Annotated in this window: 16 protein-coding genes and 1 other annotated feature; of the genes, 15 read left to right on the top strand and 1 reads right to left on the bottom strand. The window is 47.0% G+C overall.

Annotated features, from left to right (window positions below):
• The first annotated feature begins 3 nt into the window (after positions 1 to 3).
• The 5 genes from proC to L7E55_RS10455 all read left to right on the top strand — a co-directional run bounded on the left by proC (position 4) and on the right by L7E55_RS10455 (position 2,979).
• Positions 4 to 825 (top strand): pyrroline-5-carboxylate reductase, encoded by an 822-nt coding sequence (gene proC, locus L7E55_RS10475; protein WP_277444157.1) that lies wholly within the window; start codon positions 4 to 6, stop codon positions 823 to 825.
• A gap of 15 nt (positions 826 to 840) precedes the next feature.
• Entirely contained in the window at positions 841 to 1,113 is a 273-nt protein-coding gene (locus L7E55_RS10470) for a YggT family protein (RefSeq protein ID WP_277444156.1), read from the top strand.
• 64 nt (positions 1,114 to 1,177) lie between these two features.
• Complete coding sequence (locus tag L7E55_RS10465) at positions 1,178 to 1,762, top strand: DivIVA domain-containing protein (RefSeq protein WP_277444154.1); 585 nt, start codon at positions 1,178 to 1,180, stop codon at positions 1,760 to 1,762.
• 118 nt (positions 1,763 to 1,880) lie between these two features.
• Complete coding sequence (locus L7E55_RS10460; protein WP_277444153.1) at positions 1,881 to 2,519, top strand: NUDIX hydrolase; 639 nt, start codon at positions 1,881 to 1,883, stop codon at positions 2,517 to 2,519.
• 166 nt (positions 2,520 to 2,685) lie between these two features.
• Entirely contained in the window at positions 2,686 to 2,979 is a 294-nt protein-coding gene (locus L7E55_RS10455; RefSeq protein WP_277444151.1) for a DUF167 domain-containing protein, read from the top strand.
• A 102-nt stretch (positions 2,980 to 3,081) separates the two neighbouring features.
• On the opposite strand, the gene L7E55_RS10450 is transcribed toward L7E55_RS10455, so the two are convergent.
• On the bottom strand, positions 3,082 to 4,944 hold the full coding sequence (locus tag L7E55_RS10450) for a methyl-accepting chemotaxis protein (protein WP_277444150.1): 1,863 nt from the start codon (positions 4,942 to 4,944) through the stop codon (positions 3,082 to 3,084).
• Between the two features lie 299 nt (positions 4,945 to 5,243).
• Positions 5,244 to 5,498: a binding site (T-box leader), on the top strand.
• Between the two features lie 83 nt (positions 5,499 to 5,581).
• Here L7E55_RS10450 and ileS point away from each other — a divergent pair.
• The 10 genes from ileS (at position 5,582) to glgA (ending at position 20,746) form a co-directional block, all read left to right on the top strand.
• Entirely contained in the window at positions 5,582 to 8,389 is a 2,808-nt protein-coding gene (gene ileS, locus L7E55_RS10445; RefSeq protein ID WP_277444149.1) for an isoleucine--tRNA ligase, read from the top strand.
• A 382-nt stretch (positions 8,390 to 8,771) separates the two neighbouring features.
• On the top strand, positions 8,772 to 9,230 hold the full coding sequence (gene lspA, locus L7E55_RS10440) for a signal peptidase II (protein WP_338091210.1): 459 nt from the start codon (positions 8,772 to 8,774) through the stop codon (positions 9,228 to 9,230).
• Positions 9,230 to 10,174, top strand: coding sequence for an RluA family pseudouridine synthase (locus tag L7E55_RS10435; RefSeq protein WP_277444146.1), 945 nt, complete (start codon positions 9,230 to 9,232; stop codon positions 10,172 to 10,174). The genes lspA and L7E55_RS10435 overlap by 1 nt, the downstream gene beginning before the upstream one ends.
• Before the next feature lie 460 nt (positions 10,175 to 10,634).
• Positions 10,635 to 11,810 (top strand): glucose-1-phosphate adenylyltransferase, encoded by a 1,176-nt coding sequence (locus L7E55_RS10430; protein WP_277444144.1) that lies wholly within the window; start codon positions 10,635 to 10,637, stop codon positions 11,808 to 11,810.
• Between the two features lie 172 nt (positions 11,811 to 11,982).
• Complete coding sequence (locus tag L7E55_RS17870; protein ID WP_476748269.1) at positions 11,983 to 12,237, top strand: GlgC family sugar phosphate nucleotidyltransferase; 255 nt, start codon at positions 11,983 to 11,985, stop codon at positions 12,235 to 12,237.
• 269 nt (positions 12,238 to 12,506) lie between these two features.
• A complete protein-coding gene (gene glgB, locus L7E55_RS10425; protein WP_277444143.1) occupies positions 12,507 to 14,426 on the top strand; it encodes a 1,4-alpha-glucan branching protein GlgB in 1,920 nt (639 codons plus the stop codon).
• 38 nt (positions 14,427 to 14,464) lie between these two features.
• A complete protein-coding gene (locus L7E55_RS10420; RefSeq protein WP_277444142.1) occupies positions 14,465 to 16,879 on the top strand; it encodes a glycogen/starch/alpha-glucan phosphorylase in 2,415 nt (804 codons plus the stop codon).
• A gap of 62 nt (positions 16,880 to 16,941) precedes the next feature.
• Positions 16,942 to 18,126: a glucose-1-phosphate adenylyltransferase gene (locus L7E55_RS10415; RefSeq protein ID WP_277444140.1), complete on the top strand. Its 1,185-nt coding sequence runs from the start codon at positions 16,942 to 16,944 to the stop codon at positions 18,124 to 18,126.
• 40 nt (positions 18,127 to 18,166) lie between these two features.
• Entirely contained in the window at positions 18,167 to 19,291 is a 1,125-nt protein-coding gene (glgD, locus tag L7E55_RS10410; protein ID WP_277444138.1) for a glucose-1-phosphate adenylyltransferase subunit GlgD, read from the top strand.
• A gap of 15 nt (positions 19,292 to 19,306) precedes the next feature.
• Positions 19,307 to 20,746: a glycogen synthase GlgA gene (glgA, locus tag L7E55_RS10405; protein ID WP_277444135.1), complete on the top strand. Its 1,440-nt coding sequence runs from the start codon at positions 19,307 to 19,309 to the stop codon at positions 20,744 to 20,746.
• The last annotated feature ends 11 nt before the right edge of the window (positions 20,747 to 20,757 follow it).

Genomic DNA, 20,757 nt, shown 5'->3' with positions numbered 1-20,757 from the left:
ACGATGCCTTTAAAGGGGCAGAAAATTGGTTGCCTGGGCGGTGGAGCCATGGGCGAGGCGTTGGTCGCGGGGCTGCTCGGGAAAGGTTTGGTCGACGCCTCTAAAATATATGTGAGCGATATTGACCAGAGGCGGCTGGAATACTTGAGCCAAAAAATGGGTGTCAATACTTCAAGTGATAATATTGACGTTGTAAAGACGGCAGATATCATTATTCTGGCGGTAAAACCATATGTAATCGTTCCATTGTTAAAAGAAATAGTACCTGCGGCGCGCAAGGAACATACCTTTATTTCCATAGCGGCGGGAATTACTATTGAGCAATTGCAATCTTGTTTTGAAGAGCATATACCCGTTGTACGGGCTATTCCCAATACTCCCTGCCTGGTGGGTGAGGGAGCCACCGCTTTAAGCGCGGGGAAATACGCGGATGAAGGAAATATGGAAAAAGCGCTCGCTGTTTTTGCCGCGGCAGGCAAAGTTGCAGTTGTGCCTGAGGCGCTATTGGACTGCGTAACCGGCCTGAGCGGCAGCGGGCCGGCTTACATGTACATAATAATGGAAGCGTTTACAGACGGTGCGGTAAGGCTTGGCCTGCCCAGGGACACGGCCAGGGTATTGATTGCCCAGACCATGCTTGGAGCGGCTAAGATGGTACTTGAAACCGGAGAACATCCCGGCAAGTTGAAGGACATGGTCACCACGCCGGGCGGGACCACTATGGCCGGTCTCTTCGCCCTGGAAGAAGGAGGCGTAAGGGCGCTGATGATGAAAGCTGTAGCCAACGCCACTCAGCGCGCCCGGGAAATGGCGGATATTAAGTAAAGTAGGTGAGGCAAAATGGGTGTTTTATACACCGCGATCGATGTTGCCTTCAGAGTATATTCTTATCTGATAATTATCCGGATATTTCTTTCGTGGATCCGGCATAACCCTTATCAGCCGGTATTCAGGTTTATTTATGAGGTTACCGATCCCTACCTGCGTTTTTTCCGGAAAATTGTCCCGCCTTTCGGGCCGCTGGATTTTTCTCCAATAGTGGCTTTGATTGCGCTGCAATTACTACAATGGCTGGTTCACCGGGTGCTCCTATATTTTTATCTTTTGACGTAAGCGTATATGCGTAATAGCTATTAAGGTAAATTATCAGAGAATGACAACTGAGGTGAAAACGATAATGTTAACACCGTTGGATATCCAAAAAAAAGAGTTCCGCCATTCTTTACGGGGTTATAATAGTGAAGAAGTTGATTCTTTTTTAGATCGGGTGACGCAAGACTACGAGATATTAAATAAAGAAAATCTGGATCTAAAAGAACGGTTGGACCAGGCTGAGCAGAATATGGCCCGTTACCGGGAGATTGAAGAAGTTCTGAAGAAAACCATGATTTTAGCCCAGAAAAATGCTGATGAGTTAAGGCAAAACACCGAAAAAGAATCACAATTGACACTGGATCGTGCCCGGATTGAGGCGGAACAGTTAAACCGGGAAGCCGAGCAGGAAGCAGTCGCCATCATTGAAAAGGCCGAACGGCAAGCCGCCGCGATGATATCTGAAGCGGAAGAAAAAGTTAGTCAAATCATAGAAGAACATAGCCGGCTTGAAAGGCAGGCGCAGGTATTCAGGATGCAGTTCCGCGCCCTATTGGAAGCCCAGGCCAGATTCCTTGACAGTGAGGAGGAGAGCCAAATAAAAGAGGTAAGGCTGGATGCTCTTGATGAATCTACGGAAGACGGTGACAACGTCCTTGCTTCAGCGTAACAAACTGCCGTAGCTGAAAATATATTAATAGCGATCATTAATTGCGAGCCTCCGTTAAGGAGGTTTATCATTAGCGCATGCCGGCCACGGGCCACCGGTATTAAAAGGAGTAAACAGATTGGAAAATCTCAAGAGACTGCTAAACAACAGACAACCAAAATTACATAATTTGAGAGGATATTTCATTTCAGCGGTATTAGTACCTATCATCGAAGTTGACGGTGAAATGCAAGTGCTCTTTGAAGTCCGCTCCAGCAGCTTAAAAAGACAACCGGGTGAAATATGCTTCCCGGGCGGTATGGTGGAGAGTGGTGAACTGAGCCGCCCGCAAGATACAGCAGTCCGTGAAACTGTGGAGGAATTGGGTGTCTTAAGGGAACAAATTGAACTGATTGGACCCTTGGATTATTTTATCAGCCCGGTCGGGGCATTAATATATCCCTATGTTGGAAGGATCGCCGGAAATGCTAAAATAGTACCCAGCCCGGATGAGGTGCAGGAAGTTTTTCTGGCGCCGGTGAAGTACTTCTTGTCGGCTCGACCCGCTCAAAGCAGCATTGATGTGGGTACCCGCTACGCAGCCGATTTTCCTTTTGACAGGCTCCCCGCGTATTACAAGGAAGGCTGGCGTGTTCTGGGAACGTTACCGGTATATTTCTATGAATATGGCAATAGGCTGATTTGGGGCGCGACTGCCGGAATCTTGCATAGCTTTATTGATATTTGCCGGGAAAATATGATCATCAGTAGTCAGTAGTCAGTATTCAGTAGCCAGTAGTCAAGATTACAAGATAAAAGATTGCAAGATTACAAGATTTCAGGAGAGTCAGTAGGAGAGAATAGGGTGTATTGTTTTGAAATATTCTGAATTCTGACTCCTGAATTCTGAATACTTGAATTTGTAGCAAGGTAGTGATGTTGATTTGCTTTATATAAGGGAAGAAAAAGATGGTGTTATCTTTAAGGTGAGGGTGCAGCCTAGGGCCTCTGGAAACGGGGTGGCCGGACTGTTTGAGGATGCTGTCAAGCTCCGTCTGACCGCGCCTCCGGTGGAAGGGGAGGCGAACGAGGCCTGCCGGACCTTTTTAGCCAAGCTGTTATCTGTCCCCCGTTCTCATGTGGAGATCCTGTCCGGTTCAACCGGGCGCAATAAAACAATCAAAGTCCTTGGCATAAGCGCCGAGAAAGCGCTAAACACTTTTGCGCCGCAAGATTAAGTGACCTTTGGACATATAACGCGGCTCATGTTCGGCCCCATTCATAATTTCATGAAAATGAAAAAGCCGGCGTGAAACACCGGCGCTGATTTGTTAGATTTGCTACCTGTTGAATTTTTTCATCGCTTCTTCCATTTCCGCCGCGATGTTGTTCAACTCGGCGGCTGCGGCTGAGACCTCTTCCATTGCCGCTGTTTGTTCTTCGGTGGTAGCGGCCACATCCTGTATCGCTCTGCTCACCTGCCCGGCGGCAGCAGCCACATCCTGCGCTTTCAAATTAAAATCTTGCACCAGCCTGATTACTGAGACCAACGTTTGACTGACTTCTTTCACTACCTGATCGCCGCGTTCCACATTCTCTTTGCTCTTTTCCATGTCAGCGGCGGCTCGCTTCGATTGTTGCTGCACCTCGCTGATGATCCGGCTTATTTCTCCCGCTGATTGGGCGGAACTTTCGGCCAGTTTGCGCACTTCATCCGCGACGACAGCGAAACCCATGCCCGCTTCCCCGGCTCTTGCCGCTTCGATGGCTGCGTTTAGCGCCAGTAAATTGGTTTGTCCGGCAATCGCGTTGATAGTTTCCACAAATTGTCCCACGTTGCCCACAGCCTGGTTCAACGTGCTCATAGAGGTTGACATTTCGTTCGCGGATTGTTTCATTTCCTGCATGGCGCTAATCACCGTATCGATGCTCTGCTGACCCTGGCCTGCCTGGCGGCTGGCTTCATCAGCCTGCTCGGAAACTTCTTTAATGTTTTCAACCACATTTTCCACCGTGGCGGAAATTTCGCCAACTGTGCTGGCGTTTGTCGTAGCTGCGGCGGCAGTTTGATCAGCCTGGAAAGCCAACGTTTTAGCGGTGTTGGATACCTGATTGCTGGCTTGGGCGGTTTTGCCGAGGACTTCTTTTAAATCCTTGCGCATTCCTTCAAAAGATCCGGCTAGATGGCCGATTTCATCATTAGTGTCAACCGCTACCTCCGTGTTCAGATCTCCCTGTGCCAGCCTGTTAGTGGCTGCTACCAGGTCGTTGATCGGCCGGATTGTCTTTTCGGTCATAAACCAGCCTAACGCCAACAACAACAGGGAAGTGATCACAATGATAATAGTAATGTTTCTGGTCAGGGCGTCAATAGTGCCAAATACTTCATGACGGTCCGCGACGACGGCCAGGAACCAGTTGGTGATAGGTACTTGCTGGTAATAAAGGATCGAGCCAACTCCCATGAAAGAATACTCCGCGTTCCCTGCTTTTGTAACCGGCATTCCACGGATTATTTCAGCCATTTGCGCCGACACGGCACTGCTTTCCTTGGACAAATCCTGGTTCAGCAGGTCCTTGTTCGGGTGAGCGATGCATACGCAATTGGCGTCAATCATGAAGGCCCGCCCGTTATTTCCGTGCTTCATCAATACAACCTCTTTGGAAAGCTTATCCAGATCCATCACGCCAAAAAGGACGCGGAACAGCCTGCCGTCCTTTTTAACAGGAACCGCTACAGACACTGACAGCTTACCGTCGTTTTTGCCAATCTTTGGCGATGAAAAAAACAAATCTTTTCCGCCGGTTATCGCCTGGTAATAATCACGTTCGGTTATTGACACACTGCTGCCATCCGCGATAAACGACGTGCCGTTTAAATCGGACATCGAAATCATACTGAATAAATTACTGTCTTCTTTTAGCAAGCGTCTTCCTTCATCTAACAGATATTGTTTTGCGACTTCCCAGTCATTCCCTAAAATAGTGGGTGAGCTTGCCAATGCGAGTAGCTTATCAACATGCTGCTGGAGGATATCATTGATCATTTTGCTGTCCGTTACCGTACTGCTTTCCAGACTTTCCTGCAATTGAGCCGCCTGGTTATTTCTGGCGGTAACCAGGGCAATAACATTGGTGACAACCAGCGTTACCACTGCCAATAGCAGTAAAGCTAGAATCTTTGATTTGACACTGTTGAACAAAGCAGTCACCCCTTCGTTATTGTTAAAATTATTTCTATTTTTTCAACTTGTTTTATATTAGGGCAACTTGCATTGCAAGTCAAGAAAAAAATACCGTTGTTATAATGTGCCTTCCATATACTTTTGTACGCGTCTCCGGTAGGAATATAACTCGAAATCAGAGTATAGTTGAACGCTATGCGGCGCTACGGTTTGTTGAGTACATATTGATGGGAAGCTTTCGCGATACCAGGCAGTTTGTGAAAAGGAAGTTGACTGCTCAGGCGCTTTTCTATATAATATTTCGTGTTGGAATATCAATATTTCCTGTGAACGGGAAGAGTAAGCGGCAGATATCCGTTAAGAGAGCCTGGGTCAGGTGGGAGCCGGGCACGGGCGGCCGTTGAAAATCACCCGGGAGGCGCCGGCTGAAACCACGATGGAACAAGGGATTAAGCGCGGACGGTTCGCCACCGTTAGATGGCGGTGAAGGTAGCCGGCCGGTTTACGCTTTTGAAGCGTTGGAGCAGGTTGGTAGTAGGGTGGTACCGCGGGTATAACAACCCGTCCCTTTGGGGGCGGGTTTTTGATGTTTTAGAAGAAGATGCATTTGCTTTTGTTAATGAGTCTCATGTTGAATATTAGAGAGGTGTGAAAAATGGACTACAGCAAGACCTTAAATCTACCCAAGACCGACTTTCCGATGCGGGCTAACCTGGCTGAAAGGGAACTGGAGTTTTTAAAGTTTTGGGATGAGATCGATATCTATCATCAGGTTCAGAAAAAAAACAGCGGCCGGCCGAAGTTTATCCTGCATGACGGCCCGCCATACGCCAACGGACACATTCACCTCGGCCACGTCCTCAATAAAGTGCTGAAGGATATCGTGGTAAAGTTCCATTCCATGACCGGGCATGACGCTCCATTTGTACCCGGCTGGGATACTCACGGCCTGCCAATCGAACAGGAGGCTATCAAGGCTTTCGGTCTGAAACGTCACAATATCGATTCTGTGGAGTTTAGAAAGAAGTGTAAAGATTTTGCCTTGAAGTTTGTAGATATCCAGCGGGATGAGTTTATCAGGCTGGGAGTGCGCGGCGAATGGGACAAACCTTACCTTACTCTGATGCCAAACTTTGAAGCCCGCCAGATCGGTGTTTTCGGGGAAATGGCTAAAAAAGGATATATTTATAAAGGATTAAAGCCGGTATACTGGTGCGCCGCCTGTGAAACCGCTCTGGCAGAAGCTGAGGTGGAGTACGGCGACGATGAGTCAGCTTCCATCTATGTAAGATTTCCTGTAAAAGACGGCAAAGGTGTTTTACCGGAAGAGAATACTTATGTGGTGATCTGGACCACTACCCCCTGGACCCTGCCGGCTAATGTGGCGATATGTCTCCACCCTGACTTTGAGTACGTAATGGTCAAGGTGAACGAAGATAAATATGTGGTGGCGAAAGAATTAAAGGATAGTTTCCTGGAAATCATCGGCGCGGAGAATGCCGGTGTAGTGAAAGAATTCAAGGGCTCGGATTTGGAAAGAGTGGAATGCGCCCACCCTTTCGTAGACAGAACTTCACTGTTGATTCTGGGCGATCTTGTTACTCTGGAGCAGGGTACGGGCTGTGTCCACATCGCTCCCGGCCACGGCATGGAAGACTATGAAGTTGGCAAGCAATACAACCTGCCTGTGTTGTCGCCCGTCGACGGCAAAGGACATTTTACTGATGAAGCCGGCATTTTCGCCGGGCAGTTCTACCTTGACGGCAACAAAGCCGTGCTGGAAGAACTGGAGCGGCGCGGTCATTTGCTGAAATATGCCACCTTCCGGCACTCCTACCCGCATTGCTGGCGCTGTAAAAAGCCGGTGCTTTTCCGCGCCACCGAGCAATGGTTCGCTTCAATTGACGGCTTTCGCCAGGAAGCGCTCGCCGATATCCGGAAGGTGCGCTGGATTCCCGAGTGGGGTGAAGAACGGATCTACAATATGGTAGCCAATAGGAGCGACTGGTGTATTTCACGCCAGCGCACCTGGGGAGTGCCGATTCCGATTTTTTATTGTAATAGCTGCGGTAAAGATTTGATTAACGACGAAACCATCAGCCACCTCCAGGCGCTTTTCCGGGAACATGGTTCTGACATCTGGTTTGCCCGGGAGGCCGGGGACCTGCTGCCGCCGGGCACGAAATGCGCGCAGTGCGGTTCAACGGACTTTACCAAGGAAACTGACATTATGGACGTCTGGTTTGACTCCGGCACCAGTCACATGGGCGTGCTTGACGAACAGTCCGTCTGGCCGGATCTGTGCTGGCCGGCGGATCTTTACCTGGAAGGCAGCGACCAGCACCGCGGCTGGTTTAACTCTTCTCTTTCCACTTCTGTGGCCGTCACCGGTCAGCCGCCTTACCGGGCGGTGCTGACGCACGGTTTTGTGGTTGACGAACAGGGGCGAAAGCAGTCCAAATCCCTTGGCAACGTGGTTGACCCGCTGAAAGTCATTAAACAAATGGGGGCCGATATATTACGCTTGTGGGTAAGTTCAGCCGATTACCGAAGCGACCTGGCGGCTTCACCGAACATCTTGAAGCAAATAACCGAAGCTTACCGGAAAATGAGGAACACTTGCCGCTTCCTTCTGGGGAACTTGTATGACTTTGACCCGGCCAAGGATACGGTAAAATACGAACAGCTGCCGGAAATTGACCGCTGGGCGTTGTTGAAACTGCAAAAGCTGATCCGGCGGGTTATAGCCGGTTATCAGAATTACGAGTACCATGTGGTTCACCACGCTATCCACGGTTTCTGCGCTGTCGACATGAGCGCCCTTTACCTGGATATGATCAAGGACCGGTTATATACGGCGCCAGCCGGTTCGGCGGAGCGTCGCGCGGCTCAGACTGTTTTATATGAAATCTTAACTGTCCTGGTGCGCCTGCTTGTTCCGGTGCTGGCTTTCACTTCGGAGGAGATCTGGCGTTATGTGCCCGGTGACAAGGGTGGCGCTGTCAGTGTCCAGCTTACAGACATGCCGGAAGTTAAGGAAGAATATATGGACGACGATTTGGATCAGAAGTGGGAACGCCTCCTGGCGGTACGGGGCGAGGTGACAAAAGCACTGGAAGTGGCCAGGCGTGATAAAGTGATCGGGAACTCATTGGAAGCGTCCGTCAACCTGTATGCGGATGATGAGCTTTTTAGCTTCCTGGAGCCTGAGTTGCTTGAACTGCCTATTATTTTCATCGTTTCAGGGGTTGCCCTAAACCGCTTGAACGAAGCGCCGGAAAATGCCAAGCGTCCGGAAAACCTGCCTGAGTTGGCGATTTCCATCCAGCCGGCCGGCGGACAAAAATGCGAACGATGCTGGATGTACCACGAAGGCGTAGGGGAGGATGCTGACCATCCGACTATCTGCCCGCGGTGTGCGGAAGTTGTAAAGTCAAATGATTCAGTAGTCAGTAGTCTGTAGCCAGGAGTCAGAATGAGATAACAGTAATAAAAATAAGAAACCTTCCTCACCAAGAGGAAGGTTTCTATGTTAAGAACCCGCAGTGCCCATTTGCTTATTATCATGAATTTCTGATATTCATAATAATTTTGCTAACCGGCAGATAGAAATAGCATACTGCGATTATCAACTTTGATTAAAAGCAAAGCTTTTGAGATCTACCGGTTTGTTAAGGCCTTTAATACCAGGCGCTATGACCTGATCCTAAATCCTTTACAACTGGCCCGGCCATTACGGGTCCTTGTAAAAATATTTTTTCCCCAAAAACAGATATTATTATTAAAATTTATTGTTAATAATATCCATAGCTATTTGTGATAATATTATATGTATGGTGATGTTTATGTTTTTTGTTGTTATAATTTTGACTCTTTTACTGGACCAGGTTTCTAAAGCCATGGTACAGATGTTGATGTACCATGGGGAGTCGATCACGTTAGTACCGCATGTTTTTAATCTTACCTACATACTTAATCCGGGGGCCGCGTTTGGATTGCTGGCCTACCAGACATCATTATTTGTTGCGGTTACGGTCATCCTGACGGCGGGAGTGTTATTCGGGTATAAAAAGCTGCCCATGGAGCGGTACTTATTGCGTTATGGTTTGGGATTAATTGTAGGAGGCGCGTTGGGTAACCTGGTGGACCGTTTGAGGTATGGTTTCGTGGTGGATTTCCTGGACTTTCGTATGTGGCCGGTCTTTAATCTGGCAGATATGGCTATTGTCACGGGAGCCTGCCTCCTGGTTTGGGATTTGCTCAATGGCAACGATCAGAGACCAAAAAAGGAAAGAGGAATTTGATGCCGGGATTTAGTTGCTTCGAGGTGGACATGTCGGGTGACGGCAAGCGCCTGGATGTTTTCCTGGCCGGTGCCGCGGCAGAGTTAAGCCGTTCTTTTACCCAAAAGTTGATAACGGACGGCATGGTCATGGTCAACGGTGAAATAGCGGCGCGGGCGAGTTGCAAGGTGAAGACAGGCGACCTGGTATCATTGAATATTCCCCCTCCGGATGACCTGGAGGTAAACCCGGAACCCATACCACTGGACATATATTACGAGGACAGCGACATCATCGTGGTAAACAAGCCGCGCGGGATGGTGGTGCACCCGGCCGCGGGCAATTACACAGGCACGCTGGTAAACGCTCTTCTTTATCACTGCCGTGATTTATCGGGGATTAACGGCGTGATGCGGCCCGGCATCGTGCACCGGCTTGATAAAGACACCTCCGGACTAATTATGGCTGCAAAAAATGACGCCGCGCATAACAATCTGGCCGGGCAATTAAAGGACAGGCTGGTCAAACGCCGGTATCTGGCGTTGGCACATGGGCGGATCAACGAGGAGTCTGGTATGATTGATGCCCCAATCGGGCGCGACCCCAGGAACAGGCAGAAGATGGCCGTGCTTGACAGGAACTCAAAACAGGCGGTTACGCGTTATCGTGTGCTTGACCGCTTTGCCGGCTATACCTATCTCAGGCTCAAGCTGGAAACCGGGCGTACCCACCAGATCAGGGTGCACCTGGCTTATATCGGCCATCCGGTTGTGGGTGACCCCAAGTACGGTCCCGCCCGGCCTCATTTCGGCCTGGACGGGCAATTTCTCCACGCCGCGGTGCTTGGCTTTAAGCATCCGCGCACCGGGTCACACCTGGAATTTGAAGCGCCGTTGCCTGATGAACTGAAAGCGATCCTGGAGAAATTAATGATGGATAAAGGCAAAGATGTTGTTATCAGATAAACTTCGGCAGTTTTGACGATTTAGTTAAATACACTCTAAGTTAAAAGAGAATTTACATTCTTTCTCTTTGAATCATAGTATTGACACAAAAAGCCAATCATGTTATAAATAATATAAAATATTTGGACTAGTTGCAAAAGTTAGAAAAATTTAAAAAGGCCTTGTTGGAAAAGGTTAGGTTAGTACCTTTAAAAATAATTTAGACAAAAGGGTCGCGCTGACTCTATGCACGTTAATTTTAGGTTAATGCTAAGGCCGATGGATACTAAGACAAGGTTAAAAGAAGGTATGCTAAATAACTGTTTCATAAAGAGAAAAAACCGATAACATACTAGCATTGATCAATTCGTCAAAGAATTATTTAAAGACACATTGGTTTTTCCACCAGTATGTTTTTTGCATCTAAGTCCGTATTATAAGCAACAAGAAAAAATGGATTTGAAAGGAGGAGTAAAGTCGTATGTACAAAAAAGAAGTTATTGCCATGTTATTAGCCGGCGGACAGGGAAGTCGCTTGGGGTGTTTAACCCGTAATATTCCCAAACCAGCCTTATCATTTGGAGCAAAATACCGAATCATCGACTTTAGCTTAAGTAATTGTGTCAATTCCAATATTGATACGGTTGGAGTCTTGACCCAATACAAGCATTTCCTGCTCAATTCCTATATTGGTACCGGTTTAGCCTGGGACTTAGATAATAATTCGCACGGCGGGGTGCATATCCTTCCTCCGTTTGTGAGAGAATCCGGTGGAAGTTGGTATAAAGGAACTGCCAATGCAATCTACCAGAATATTGACTTTATTAATTTTTATAATCCGGAATATGTTCTGATCATCTCCGGAGATCATGTTTATAAAATGAACTATGAAGCCATGCTGACTTATCACAAAGAGCAAAATGCCGATGTAACCGTCTCGGTTTTGGAGGTGCCCAGCGAAGAGGTCTCGCGCTTTGGAATTGTCACGGCGGATAAACAGGGTCGAATCTTCAAGTTTACGGAGAAACCTAAAGAGTCCGATTCCAATCTGGCTTCGATGGGAATCTATATATTTAACTGGCCGGTGTTGAAAAGAGCCCTGATTGAAGATGAGGAGAATCCCGATTCGAACAATGATTTTGGGCAAAATGTTCTCCCAATGCTGCTAAATAAAGAGAAAAGGCTGTTTGCATACGGCTTCCAAGGCTATTGGAAAGATGTCGGAACCATTGAAAGTTACTATGATGCTAATATGGAATTACTGAAAGAAAAACCGAGTTTTGATATCTTTGAATCTGATATTAGAATTTTTTCCAACGATGAGATATTGCCACCGCACTATATTGGCCCAAAGGCCCGGGTTAACAATTGTCTGATCGGCAACGGTTGCAAAATTCTAGGAGAAATCAAAAATTCAATCGTTGCATCGGGGGTATATGTGGGCGAAAGATGTAGGGTGGAAGATTCCATCTTGCTCCCGAACTCTAAGATAATGAACGACTCTAGGGTTTATAAGGCGATCATTGGAGAACATACTAGTATTTCTGCCTTTAGCTTCATTAGCAGCATAAAAAAAGGAGTAAATACGAGACAAGCAGAAATTACGGTTGTTGAACGTAGCGGGATTATTACGGAAGACTTTCAAGCTTTGGCTTAAGAAAAAGAAATTCTATATTTTTGTTGCAACGTAGGCTAAAGAAATGGAGAAGAGCAGGTATGAGCAAAGCAATCGGAATTATCTTCTGTAATTATCATTTAAATGGCTTGGAGGGATTGACTGTTCTTACCGGAATCGAAGACAATCCGCCGACAAAGTACGCCCATATAGTATGATTAGTTATTCTTTGATAGCAAGTGATTGTAACATTCAGGGAAGTGTATCAGGAAGCATTATTTTTCATGGCGTTAAGGTCGAAGCCGGCTCAAGCATTACTAACTCTATCCTAATTGAGCATTGTGTGATCGGTAGAGGAGTTGTATTAGAAAACGTTGTTGTTGATAAGTATGCCATAATTCACCCTAGAAACGTAATTAAAGGGAAACAAGGACATCCTTTGTTTATCAATAAAAGCAGGGTGATTTAGTCAAAAGGAAGAAAAGAGAGCATGAAGGTTCTGGTGGAAATCCTCCATGAAACCCGCATACCCGGATATTCAAGGGATGCGGGTTATTTATCATAGACACAACTTTTTTATATTTGACGATCTAACAACTCAATAAACGGTATAATAAAGTTAATTTTGAAAATTTATCTTGATTAAGCAGGCGGATCAAGATTAGATTATTATCAGGGATTGTTTAAAATGATTAGTTAAAAAACAAATATTGGCAAATCCATATAAAGGATTCTATAATGAAAGTTAACAGATTGAAAACCATTACGCAACGGGATATATACTTATTCAACCAAGGAGAGCTGTTTCAGAGCTACTTGCATTTTGGAGCTCAGCCGGTGAGTTCACTAGATATAGAAGGAGTGAGTTTTGCCGTTTGGGCGCCCAATGCCCGCAAGGTGTCTGTGGTGGGGGATTTCAATGCCTGGCGGACAGCAGCCCATCCGATGGAAAATTACCTGGACAGTGGAATTTGGGTCAATTTTATCAAGAGTTTAAAAAGTGGCGAACGCTATAAGTATTGTATTGAAACCAAAGAGGGTCAAATAATTTATAAAGCGGATCCCTTTGCTGTCTACGCCGAACTCAGGCCGCATACCGCATCCAGAATTTTCCCCTTGGTAGGATATATCTGGCAGGATGAGGCCTGGCTTGTTTCCCGCCGGCATAAACAGCACAAAAAAGAACCGATGCTTATATACGAAGTGCATCTGGGTACCTGGCAAAAGCGGGAGAATAATGACTTTCTAAACTACCGGGAAATCGCAGACCGTTTGATCCCTTACGTTAAAGAGAAGGGGTTTACTCATCTGGAACTATTGCCTGTTGCTGAACACCCTTTTGACGGATCATGGGGATACCAGGTTACCGGTTTTTTTGCAGCTACAAGCCGTTACGGCAATCCACATGATTTAATGTATCTGATTGATTGTAGCCATCAGGCAGGAATCGGCGTTATCTTGGACTGGGTGCCGGGCCACTTTTGCCGGGATGCTCACGGTTTAGGTCAATTTGACGGCACTCCCTTATATGAGGCAGGGAGTCATGCCCAATGGGGTACTTACCGTTTTAATTTTAAAAAAACAGAGATTTGGAGCTTTTTGATTTCCAATGCGCTATTTTGGTTTGATATATACCATATCGACGGTCTGAGAGTGGATGGAGTCTCCAGTATGCTTTATTTGGACTTCGGCACGGAGAATGGTGACTGGCTTCCCAATGAATACGGTGGACGCGAGAATTTGGCGGCGGTTAAATTCCTTCGTAAGCTCAATGAACAGGTATACAAGTATTTTCCGGACGCCATCATGGTTGCCGAGGAGGCGTCAACCTGGCCGTTTGTAACCAGACCTCCCTACGATGGGGGTTTGGGCTTCAGCTATAAATGGAATATGGGCTGGATGAATGATACTTTGAAATATTTTAGCCTCGGCTTCGAGCAACGCCGGTACAATCACAACCTCTTGACTTTTTCCTTGCTTTATTCTTTTTCCGAAGACTTCATCCTGCCATTTTCACATGATGAGGTGGTGCATGGAAAGAAATCTCTAGTTGATAGGATGCCGGGCGACTACTGGCAGAAATTTGCCGGACTGCGGACGCTCTATTTATATCTTATTTGCCATCCAGGCAAGAAGCTTTTGTTTATGGGCGGGGAATTCGCTCAGTTTATCGAGTGGAAACAAGATGCCCAGCTGGATTGGTTTTTAAAAGATTACGATATGCATAAAATGTTCTCTGACTATGTTATGGAGGTGAACAAACTCTATCTCAGGGAGAAAAGTCTCTGGGAAGAAGATCACTGCTGGCAAGGGTTTGAGTGGATAGACGCCGATAACAGTGCCCAGTCCGTCTTCGTGTTTCAGAGAAGGACAGCCGGATCTAACGAGTTTGTTGTGGTTGCTATAAATCTTTTAACGCAAGCCTATCCGGTATTTCGCATCGGGGTGCCTGAGCCAGGCATTTATACAGTCGTTCTTAATACGGATGCCGCAAAATATGGGGGTTCGGGTTTCATGGAGCAAGAAACCTTGCCGGCAGAGGAAGTTCCCTGGCATAACTGCAATTATTCTGTAGTGTTACAGATGCCCCCCTTGGGAGGCTTAATTTTAAAACTTACGGAAGTTGGAAAAGCCGATACGATATCACTAACTGGTTGAGTAGTATATCAGTTTACCGGCCATAAGGAGGCGCAACATTGTTATTTGTAAACGCAGGTGAATTTAGAGAAGCATATATCCAAAAATTTTCAGCAGTTATCGGTAAAGGCATGGAGGAAGGCACCGCCTGGGATTTCTATAAGACCCTGGTGTATCTATTGAAGGATAGACTCAATGTTGGTTGGGCGAGGACTAATAAACAGTATAAATACGAACGTAAGCAGGTTTATTATTTCTCAATGGAGTTTCTGATTGGCAAACTCCTCGCCTATTACCTGATGAATCTGGGGCTTACGGAAATTGTGACAGAAGGGCTGGGGGAGCTGGGCATTAACCTGCAGGACCTGATTGATGAGGAGAGAGATGCCGGGCTGGGCAATGGCGGCTTGGGACGACTGGCGGCCTGTTTTCTTGATTCGATGGCATATTTGCAGATCCCTGGTCATGGTAATGGGATCCGCTATAAATACGGTTTGTTTGAACAGAAGATTGAGCAGGGCTTTCAGGTGGAGGTGCCTGATCATTGGCTTAAAAACGGGTATCCCTGGGAGATTCGCAAACCTGACAAAGCGGTTATCGTTAAGTTCAAGGGACACCTCAGAGTCGAGTATGACCGCGACCGTATGATTTTTCATCATGAAAATTATGAGCCTGTCCTGGCGGTGCCGTATGATATCCCAATCGTTGCTTACGGCAACAGTCCAAACGTCAATACGCTCCGGCTTTGGGGCGCGGAAGCAGTGAACGAGGAGTTTGATTTAGCTTCCTTTAACCAGGGGGAGTTTGCCAAAGCTCTCAGCAATAAATCGGAAATAGAGGCTATTTCCTATATTCTATATCCCCAGGACACCACTCTGGCCGGGCAGGAGCTGCGGCTTAAACAAGAATACTTTTTTGTGGCGGCCGGGCTGGGCGCTATCGTCAGACGCTACAAGAAGCAAGGGGGACCGATCGAATGCTTTAGTCAGAAAGTATCGGTGCATATCAATGATACTCACCCGGCTATGTGCGTTCCGGAACTCATGCGGCTTTTAATGGACGAGGAAGGTTTGGCCTGGGACGACGCCTGGAACATTACAGTTAATACCCTGTCCTATACGAATCATACCCTCTTGCCTGAAGCCCTGGAGAAGTGGCCTATTGATTTAATGAAATGCACCCTGCCGCGGATCTATCTGATAATTGAAGAAATCAACCGCAGGTTTGAGGAGATGCTCGTGTCCAAATACCCGGGCGAACAGAAACTAAAGGATAACACCATCATATTGCGGGACGGGTATGTGCATATGGCGAACCTGGCTGTGATCGGCTGTCATTCCGTGAACGGGGTGGCCAAACTGCACACTGAAATCGTTAAGAGCCAGGTTTTTCAGGGGTTTAATGTTATTTATCCGGATAAATTCAACAACAAAACGAACGGAGTCAGCCACAGGCGCTTTTTATTGCATGCCAATCCGTCCTTAGCCGGATTTATTACCGAGGCAATCGGTCCCAAATGGATTGAAGACCCGGGAGAATTGCATAAATTGCTTGAACTGCAGAATGACGCTGTTTTTTTACATTACTTAAGCAAAGCTAAGAAACAAAATAAAATTAATTTTGCCGGGGCTGTCAAGGCGAAATTCGGTTTGGAACTCGACCCGTCTTCTATTTTTGATATTCAGGTGAAAAGGTTCCACGCCTATAAACGCCAGTTATTAAATGTCCTAAAAATTATGGATCTGTACAATCGCCTGAAGGAACAGCCGCGGCTCGCCATGTTTCCCCAGACCTTTGTGTTTGCGGGAAAGGCGGCTCCCGGTTACTACTATGCCAAAACGGTGATCAAGCTCATTAATACCCTGGCGCAAAAGATTAACAACGATCCAGAGGTGAATCAGCTCATTAAAGTCGTTTTTCTGGAGAATTTCAATGTGACCTTAGCTGAAAAAATTTACCCTGTAGCCGATATTAGTGAACAAATATCCACCGCCAGCAAGGAGGCTTCCGGTACGGGGAATATGAAATTTATGATGAACGGCGCGATCACGCTCGGCACGCTGGATGGCGCTACCGTGGAAATCAGGGACGCGGTTGGAAAAGAAAACATTTTCATATTCGGCCTCAAGGCAGAACAAGTGATTGATTATCAGAACCGCGGCGCCTATAACTCCTGGGAGGAGTACCAGGCCAATCCAAGACTGAAAAGAGTGGTTGACCAGTTAATCAATAACTTTTTCAAGGATTGCGGCAATGAATTCAGAGTCCTTTATGATTCCTTGCTGACGCATAACGATGAGTTTTTTATCCTAAAGGATTTCAACTCTTATGTCGAGACTGCCGCGCAGATAACCGGGATCTATCTGGACGAGCAAATATGGCATAAAAAGGCTCTCGCCAACATTGCCCAATCAGGCATCTTCTCCAGCGACAGAGCAATCAGGGAATACGCCGGGGCGATCTGGCAGGTTTAAGTTGGGCCTACAGTACTAGCAGGCGGCAGGAGCGTACAAAGCAAGCAAAGGAGGGGTCAATAATGCGTCAGAGAGAATGCATAGCCATGCTTTTGGCGGGCGGTCAAGGCAGCAGGTTGGGATACCTGACAAGAAGAGTTGCCAAACCTGCGCTTTCCTTTGGGGGCAAGTACAGAGTTATTGACTTTAGTTTAAGTAACTGCGCCAATTCCAACATTGATACGGTAGGCGTCCTCACGCAGTATAAGCCCTATGCGCTCCATTCCTATATCGGGAGCGGGGGGGCCTGGGACCTGGATGACAAATTTGGCGGCGGCGTGCATATCTTGCCGCCGTTTGTGGGTGAAGGCGGCGGCAGCTGGTACAAGGGAACGGCCGATGCGATTTACCATAATATAGATTTTATCAATTTCTATAATCCCAAATATGTGCTTATTATTTCCGGCGATCACATCTACAAGATGAATTATGAGCTGTTAATCAGGCAGCACAAAAACACAGGCGCTGATGTTACCGTCTCTGCCATTGAGGTGGCCTGGGAGGAAGCGTCTCGTTTTGGCATTATCACGCCGGATGCCGCGGACAGGATCATCCGGTTTACTGAAAAACCGGCGCAGCCTGACAGCAATCTGGCTTCCATGGGCGTTTATGTGTTTACCTGGCCGGTCTTAAAAAAAGCCTTGCTCGAAGATCAGGAAAACCCGGTTTCAGCTAATGACTTCGGGAAAAATGTATTGCCGTTGCTTTTGGAACAGGGCAAGAAATTATTCGTTTACAGGTTTAAAGATTACTGGGTGGATGTTGGCACTGTGCAGAGCTATTACCAGGCGAGCATGGAATTGCTGCTGCCTGAGCCACCGCTGAATATCTTCAGCCCAGGTTTTAAAATCTTTTCCAATGAAGAAATCCTACCCCCCCACTACGTCGGTCCGGACGCCAGAATTAGCAATAGCTTAATCTGCAACGGCTGTACGGTGCTGGGTGAAGTCATGAATTCCATTCTTGCGCCCGGTGTATATATCGGTGAAGGTGTGTGTGTGGAGGATTCCATTATCCTGTGCAATACCAGGATCGGCAATAAATCGCGGATCCGAAAAGCGATTATCGGTGAAAACGTTGAGATCAAGGCAAATTGTTCCCTGGGGCTAAGTACAGGTGACGATCATACCAAGTCACTAATCACCTGCGTCGAGGATAATCTCACCATACATGACGGCGCTTTAATAAGAGCCGGGGAGAATATCTAGCACTGGTTACAGACAACAAGTTGAGAGAGGACGGGTTAGCATGAGCAGAACTATCGGCATTATTTCCGGCAACCGCCGTTCCGATTATCTGCAAGGTATAGATAGACAACGGCCGCTTGCCGCCGTTCCTTTTGGCGGCAGATACAGGCTTTTAGACTTTGCCCTGTCGAGTATGGTTAATTCAGGCCTGCGCACGGTTGGAATTATTACCCCCTCCAACTACCGGCCTATATTGGATGAGCTGGGTTCAGGCAAAGAATGGCAGCTCGATCGCAAATCGGGCGGGCTGTTCATTCTGCCGGGGGTTAACTGGGGGCTTGCCGTGTGGGATAAAGTATTTCTATTGAAAGACATCGCGAAAAACTTCGAATACCTGGAAAATGATCTTTCAGAATATGTGCTCCTTTGCGGTTGTAATCAAATATTTAATATTGATTTCAATGAAGCCATTGCTTTTCATGAACAGAATCATGCCGATGTGACCTTAATTTATAAAGCAATTAAAAAAGAAGAATGGCAGACGTTAAAGGGCACCATTCTGAAAATGTCACCGGAGGGTCAGGTTGGCGGTTTAATGACCGGTGAGGAAACAGCCGGGGCATATATGGAACTCCCGTTCTTTATTGATATGGTTGTGATCAACAGGACGCTGCTCATGGAAGTCATCCAAGGCTATGAAGCGGTTGAGGATGCCGACCTGCTGGAAGCTATCTTTGAGAATAAGAGAATGCTGAGCATTTTCGGATTTCCTTTTAAAGGTTATTTTGCAAGGATTGAATCTATAAACGATTTTTTTAAGAGCAATATGGATTTGCTCAATTATGATGTGCGCAATGAGTTGTTTTGGGGCGTCAACCGGGTGCATACCAAAAGCAGAGATAACCCGCCGACTCATTACTCAGACAGCGCTTTGATTAGGAATTCACTGGTCGCCAGCGGCTGCAATATTCAGGGGGCTCTGGAAAACTGCATTGTCTCCCGTAACGTCCAGGTTGCCGGAGATACCCACATCAAAAACAGCATTATTATGAGGAGATGTAATATCGACAAAAATGTAATTTTGGAAAATGTGATCCTGGACAACTATGTAGTCATCCATGAGGGGACCATTCTTAAAGGGCAGGGGAATACCCCGGTTGTAATCAATAAAAGAGCTGTGATTTAAAGGAAGTGATGGTGGATGAGAATCCTCTATGTGATTTCGGAAGCAGATCCTTTTATCAAAACAGGCGGCTTAGGGGAGGTGGGGGGTTCTTTTCCTCTCGCGCTTAATAAAAGTGGGATAGAGGTCAGGGTGATCATCCCTAAGTACAGTCAAATCACTCCGGAGTTAACGGAAAAGGCGGCATTCCTGACTAGTTTCGAGGTCCCGTTGGGCTGGCGCCGGCAGTATTGCGGGCTGCAGGAGCTGGTTTATCAGGATGTGCACTATTATTTAATCGACAACGAATATTATTTCAAGCGGTCTCATGTCTATGGGGAATACGACGACGCGGAAAGGTTTAGTTTTTTTTGCCGGGCAGTATTGGAAAGCATCTGCCGGTTCAGCGATTACAAGCCGGATATTATTCACTGCAATGACTGGCATACCGCGCTGATCCCGGTTATGTTAAAAGAATTTTATTTTTCGGATCCGCTGTTTTTCAATATGCGCACGCTCCTCACTATTCATAATCTAAAGTATCAGGGTATTTACCCCTGGCAGGTATATTTTGATGTGCTTGGCTTACCGGAGGGGGGCATGTGTTACCAACGGTTTTCTTTTAAAGATGTAATCAATTTTTTAAAAGCGGGCATTCTTTATGCCGATCGGATCACCACAGTCAGCCCGACCTATGCTGGTGAAATTCTGTACCCTTACTATGGCGAGCAGATGGAAAGCGTCTTAGCTGGTAAAAAAGACCTCCTGACCGGCATTTTAAACGGGATTGATTACGGGAAATACAATCCCCGAAAGGATTCCTATATCTACGCCCAGTACGGGTCTTACGCCCAAAAGTTAAATAATAAGCTCGGGCTGCAGGAAGACCTGGGCCTCCCGGTAAGGCCGGAGGCGCCGCTATTCGGGGTGATCTCCCGTCTGGTGCCGCAAAAAGGGTTCGACTTGCTCCTGCATGTTATGCCACAGATTATGGAAATGGATGTCCAACTGGTCATATTGGGCGACGGGGAAGCGCAATATGAAAATAGTTTTCAATATTACACCCGCCTTAATCCAGATAAAATTGCCTTCATGGATTATTATGATGAGGTCATGGCGCATAAAATCTATGCGGCGGCAGACATGGTGCTAATGCCTTCACGCTTTGAGCCTTGCGGTCTTACTCAGATGATTGCGATGCGCTACGGTGCCATTCCCATTGCGCGGGAAACAGGCGGGCTGAAAGACAGCGTTATCCCTTACAACCAGTTCACCGGCACGGGCAACGGTTTTAGTTTTGCCAACTACAACGCACATGAGCTGCTGGATACCATTCAAAGGGCGGTGGGGGTTTTTCATGAACAAAACGACCGCTGGGAGACACTGGTTAATAACGCGATGCACAGTGATTTCAGCTGGGAACGTTCGGCCAAACAATATACCGCTCTGTACGCGACTCTTCTGGAGCAGCTAAGTTAGGAGTTAATGAC

The organism is Pelotomaculum isophthalicicum JI (assembly GCF_029478095.1).
GTDB lineage: Bacteria > Bacillota > Desulfotomaculia > Desulfotomaculales > Pelotomaculaceae > Pelotomaculum_D > Pelotomaculum_D isophthalicicum.
Note: the sequence above shows the minus strand (reverse complement) of the source record. Positions and strands in the feature narration are given on the sequence as shown.

Excerpts from the sequence above, each read along its gene's own strand:
- L7E55_RS10465 (WP_277444154.1), top strand. The coding sequence starts at position 1,178 with ATGTTAACACCGTTGGATATCCAAAAAAAAGAGTTCCGCCATTCTTTA.
- lspA (WP_338091210.1), top strand. The coding sequence starts at position 8,772 with ATGTTTTTTGTTGTTATAATTTTGACTCTTTTACTGGACCAGGTTTCT.
- glgA (WP_277444135.1), top strand. The coding sequence starts at position 19,307 with ATGAGAATCCTCTATGTGATTTCGGAAGCAGATCCTTTTATCAAAACA.
- ileS (WP_277444149.1), top strand. The coding sequence starts at position 5,582 with ATGGACTACAGCAAGACCTTAAATCTACCCAAGACCGACTTTCCGATG.
- glgB (WP_277444143.1), top strand. The coding sequence starts at position 12,507 with ATGAAAGTTAACAGATTGAAAACCATTACGCAACGGGATATATACTTA.
- L7E55_RS10430 (WP_277444144.1), top strand. The coding sequence starts at position 10,635 with ATGTACAAAAAAGAAGTTATTGCCATGTTATTAGCCGGCGGACAGGGA.
- L7E55_RS17870 (WP_476748269.1), top strand. The coding sequence starts at position 11,983 with ATGATTAGTTATTCTTTGATAGCAAGTGATTGTAACATTCAGGGAAGT.
- L7E55_RS10435 (WP_277444146.1), top strand. The coding sequence starts at position 9,230 with ATGCCGGGATTTAGTTGCTTCGAGGTGGACATGTCGGGTGACGGCAAG.
- L7E55_RS10415 (WP_277444140.1), top strand. The coding sequence starts at position 16,942 with ATGCGTCAGAGAGAATGCATAGCCATGCTTTTGGCGGGCGGTCAAGGC.
- proC (WP_277444157.1), top strand. The coding sequence starts at position 4 with ATGCCTTTAAAGGGGCAGAAAATTGGTTGCCTGGGCGGTGGAGCCATG.
- L7E55_RS10470 (WP_277444156.1), top strand. The coding sequence starts at position 841 with ATGGGTGTTTTATACACCGCGATCGATGTTGCCTTCAGAGTATATTCT.
- glgD (WP_277444138.1), top strand. The coding sequence starts at position 18,167 with ATGAGCAGAACTATCGGCATTATTTCCGGCAACCGCCGTTCCGATTAT.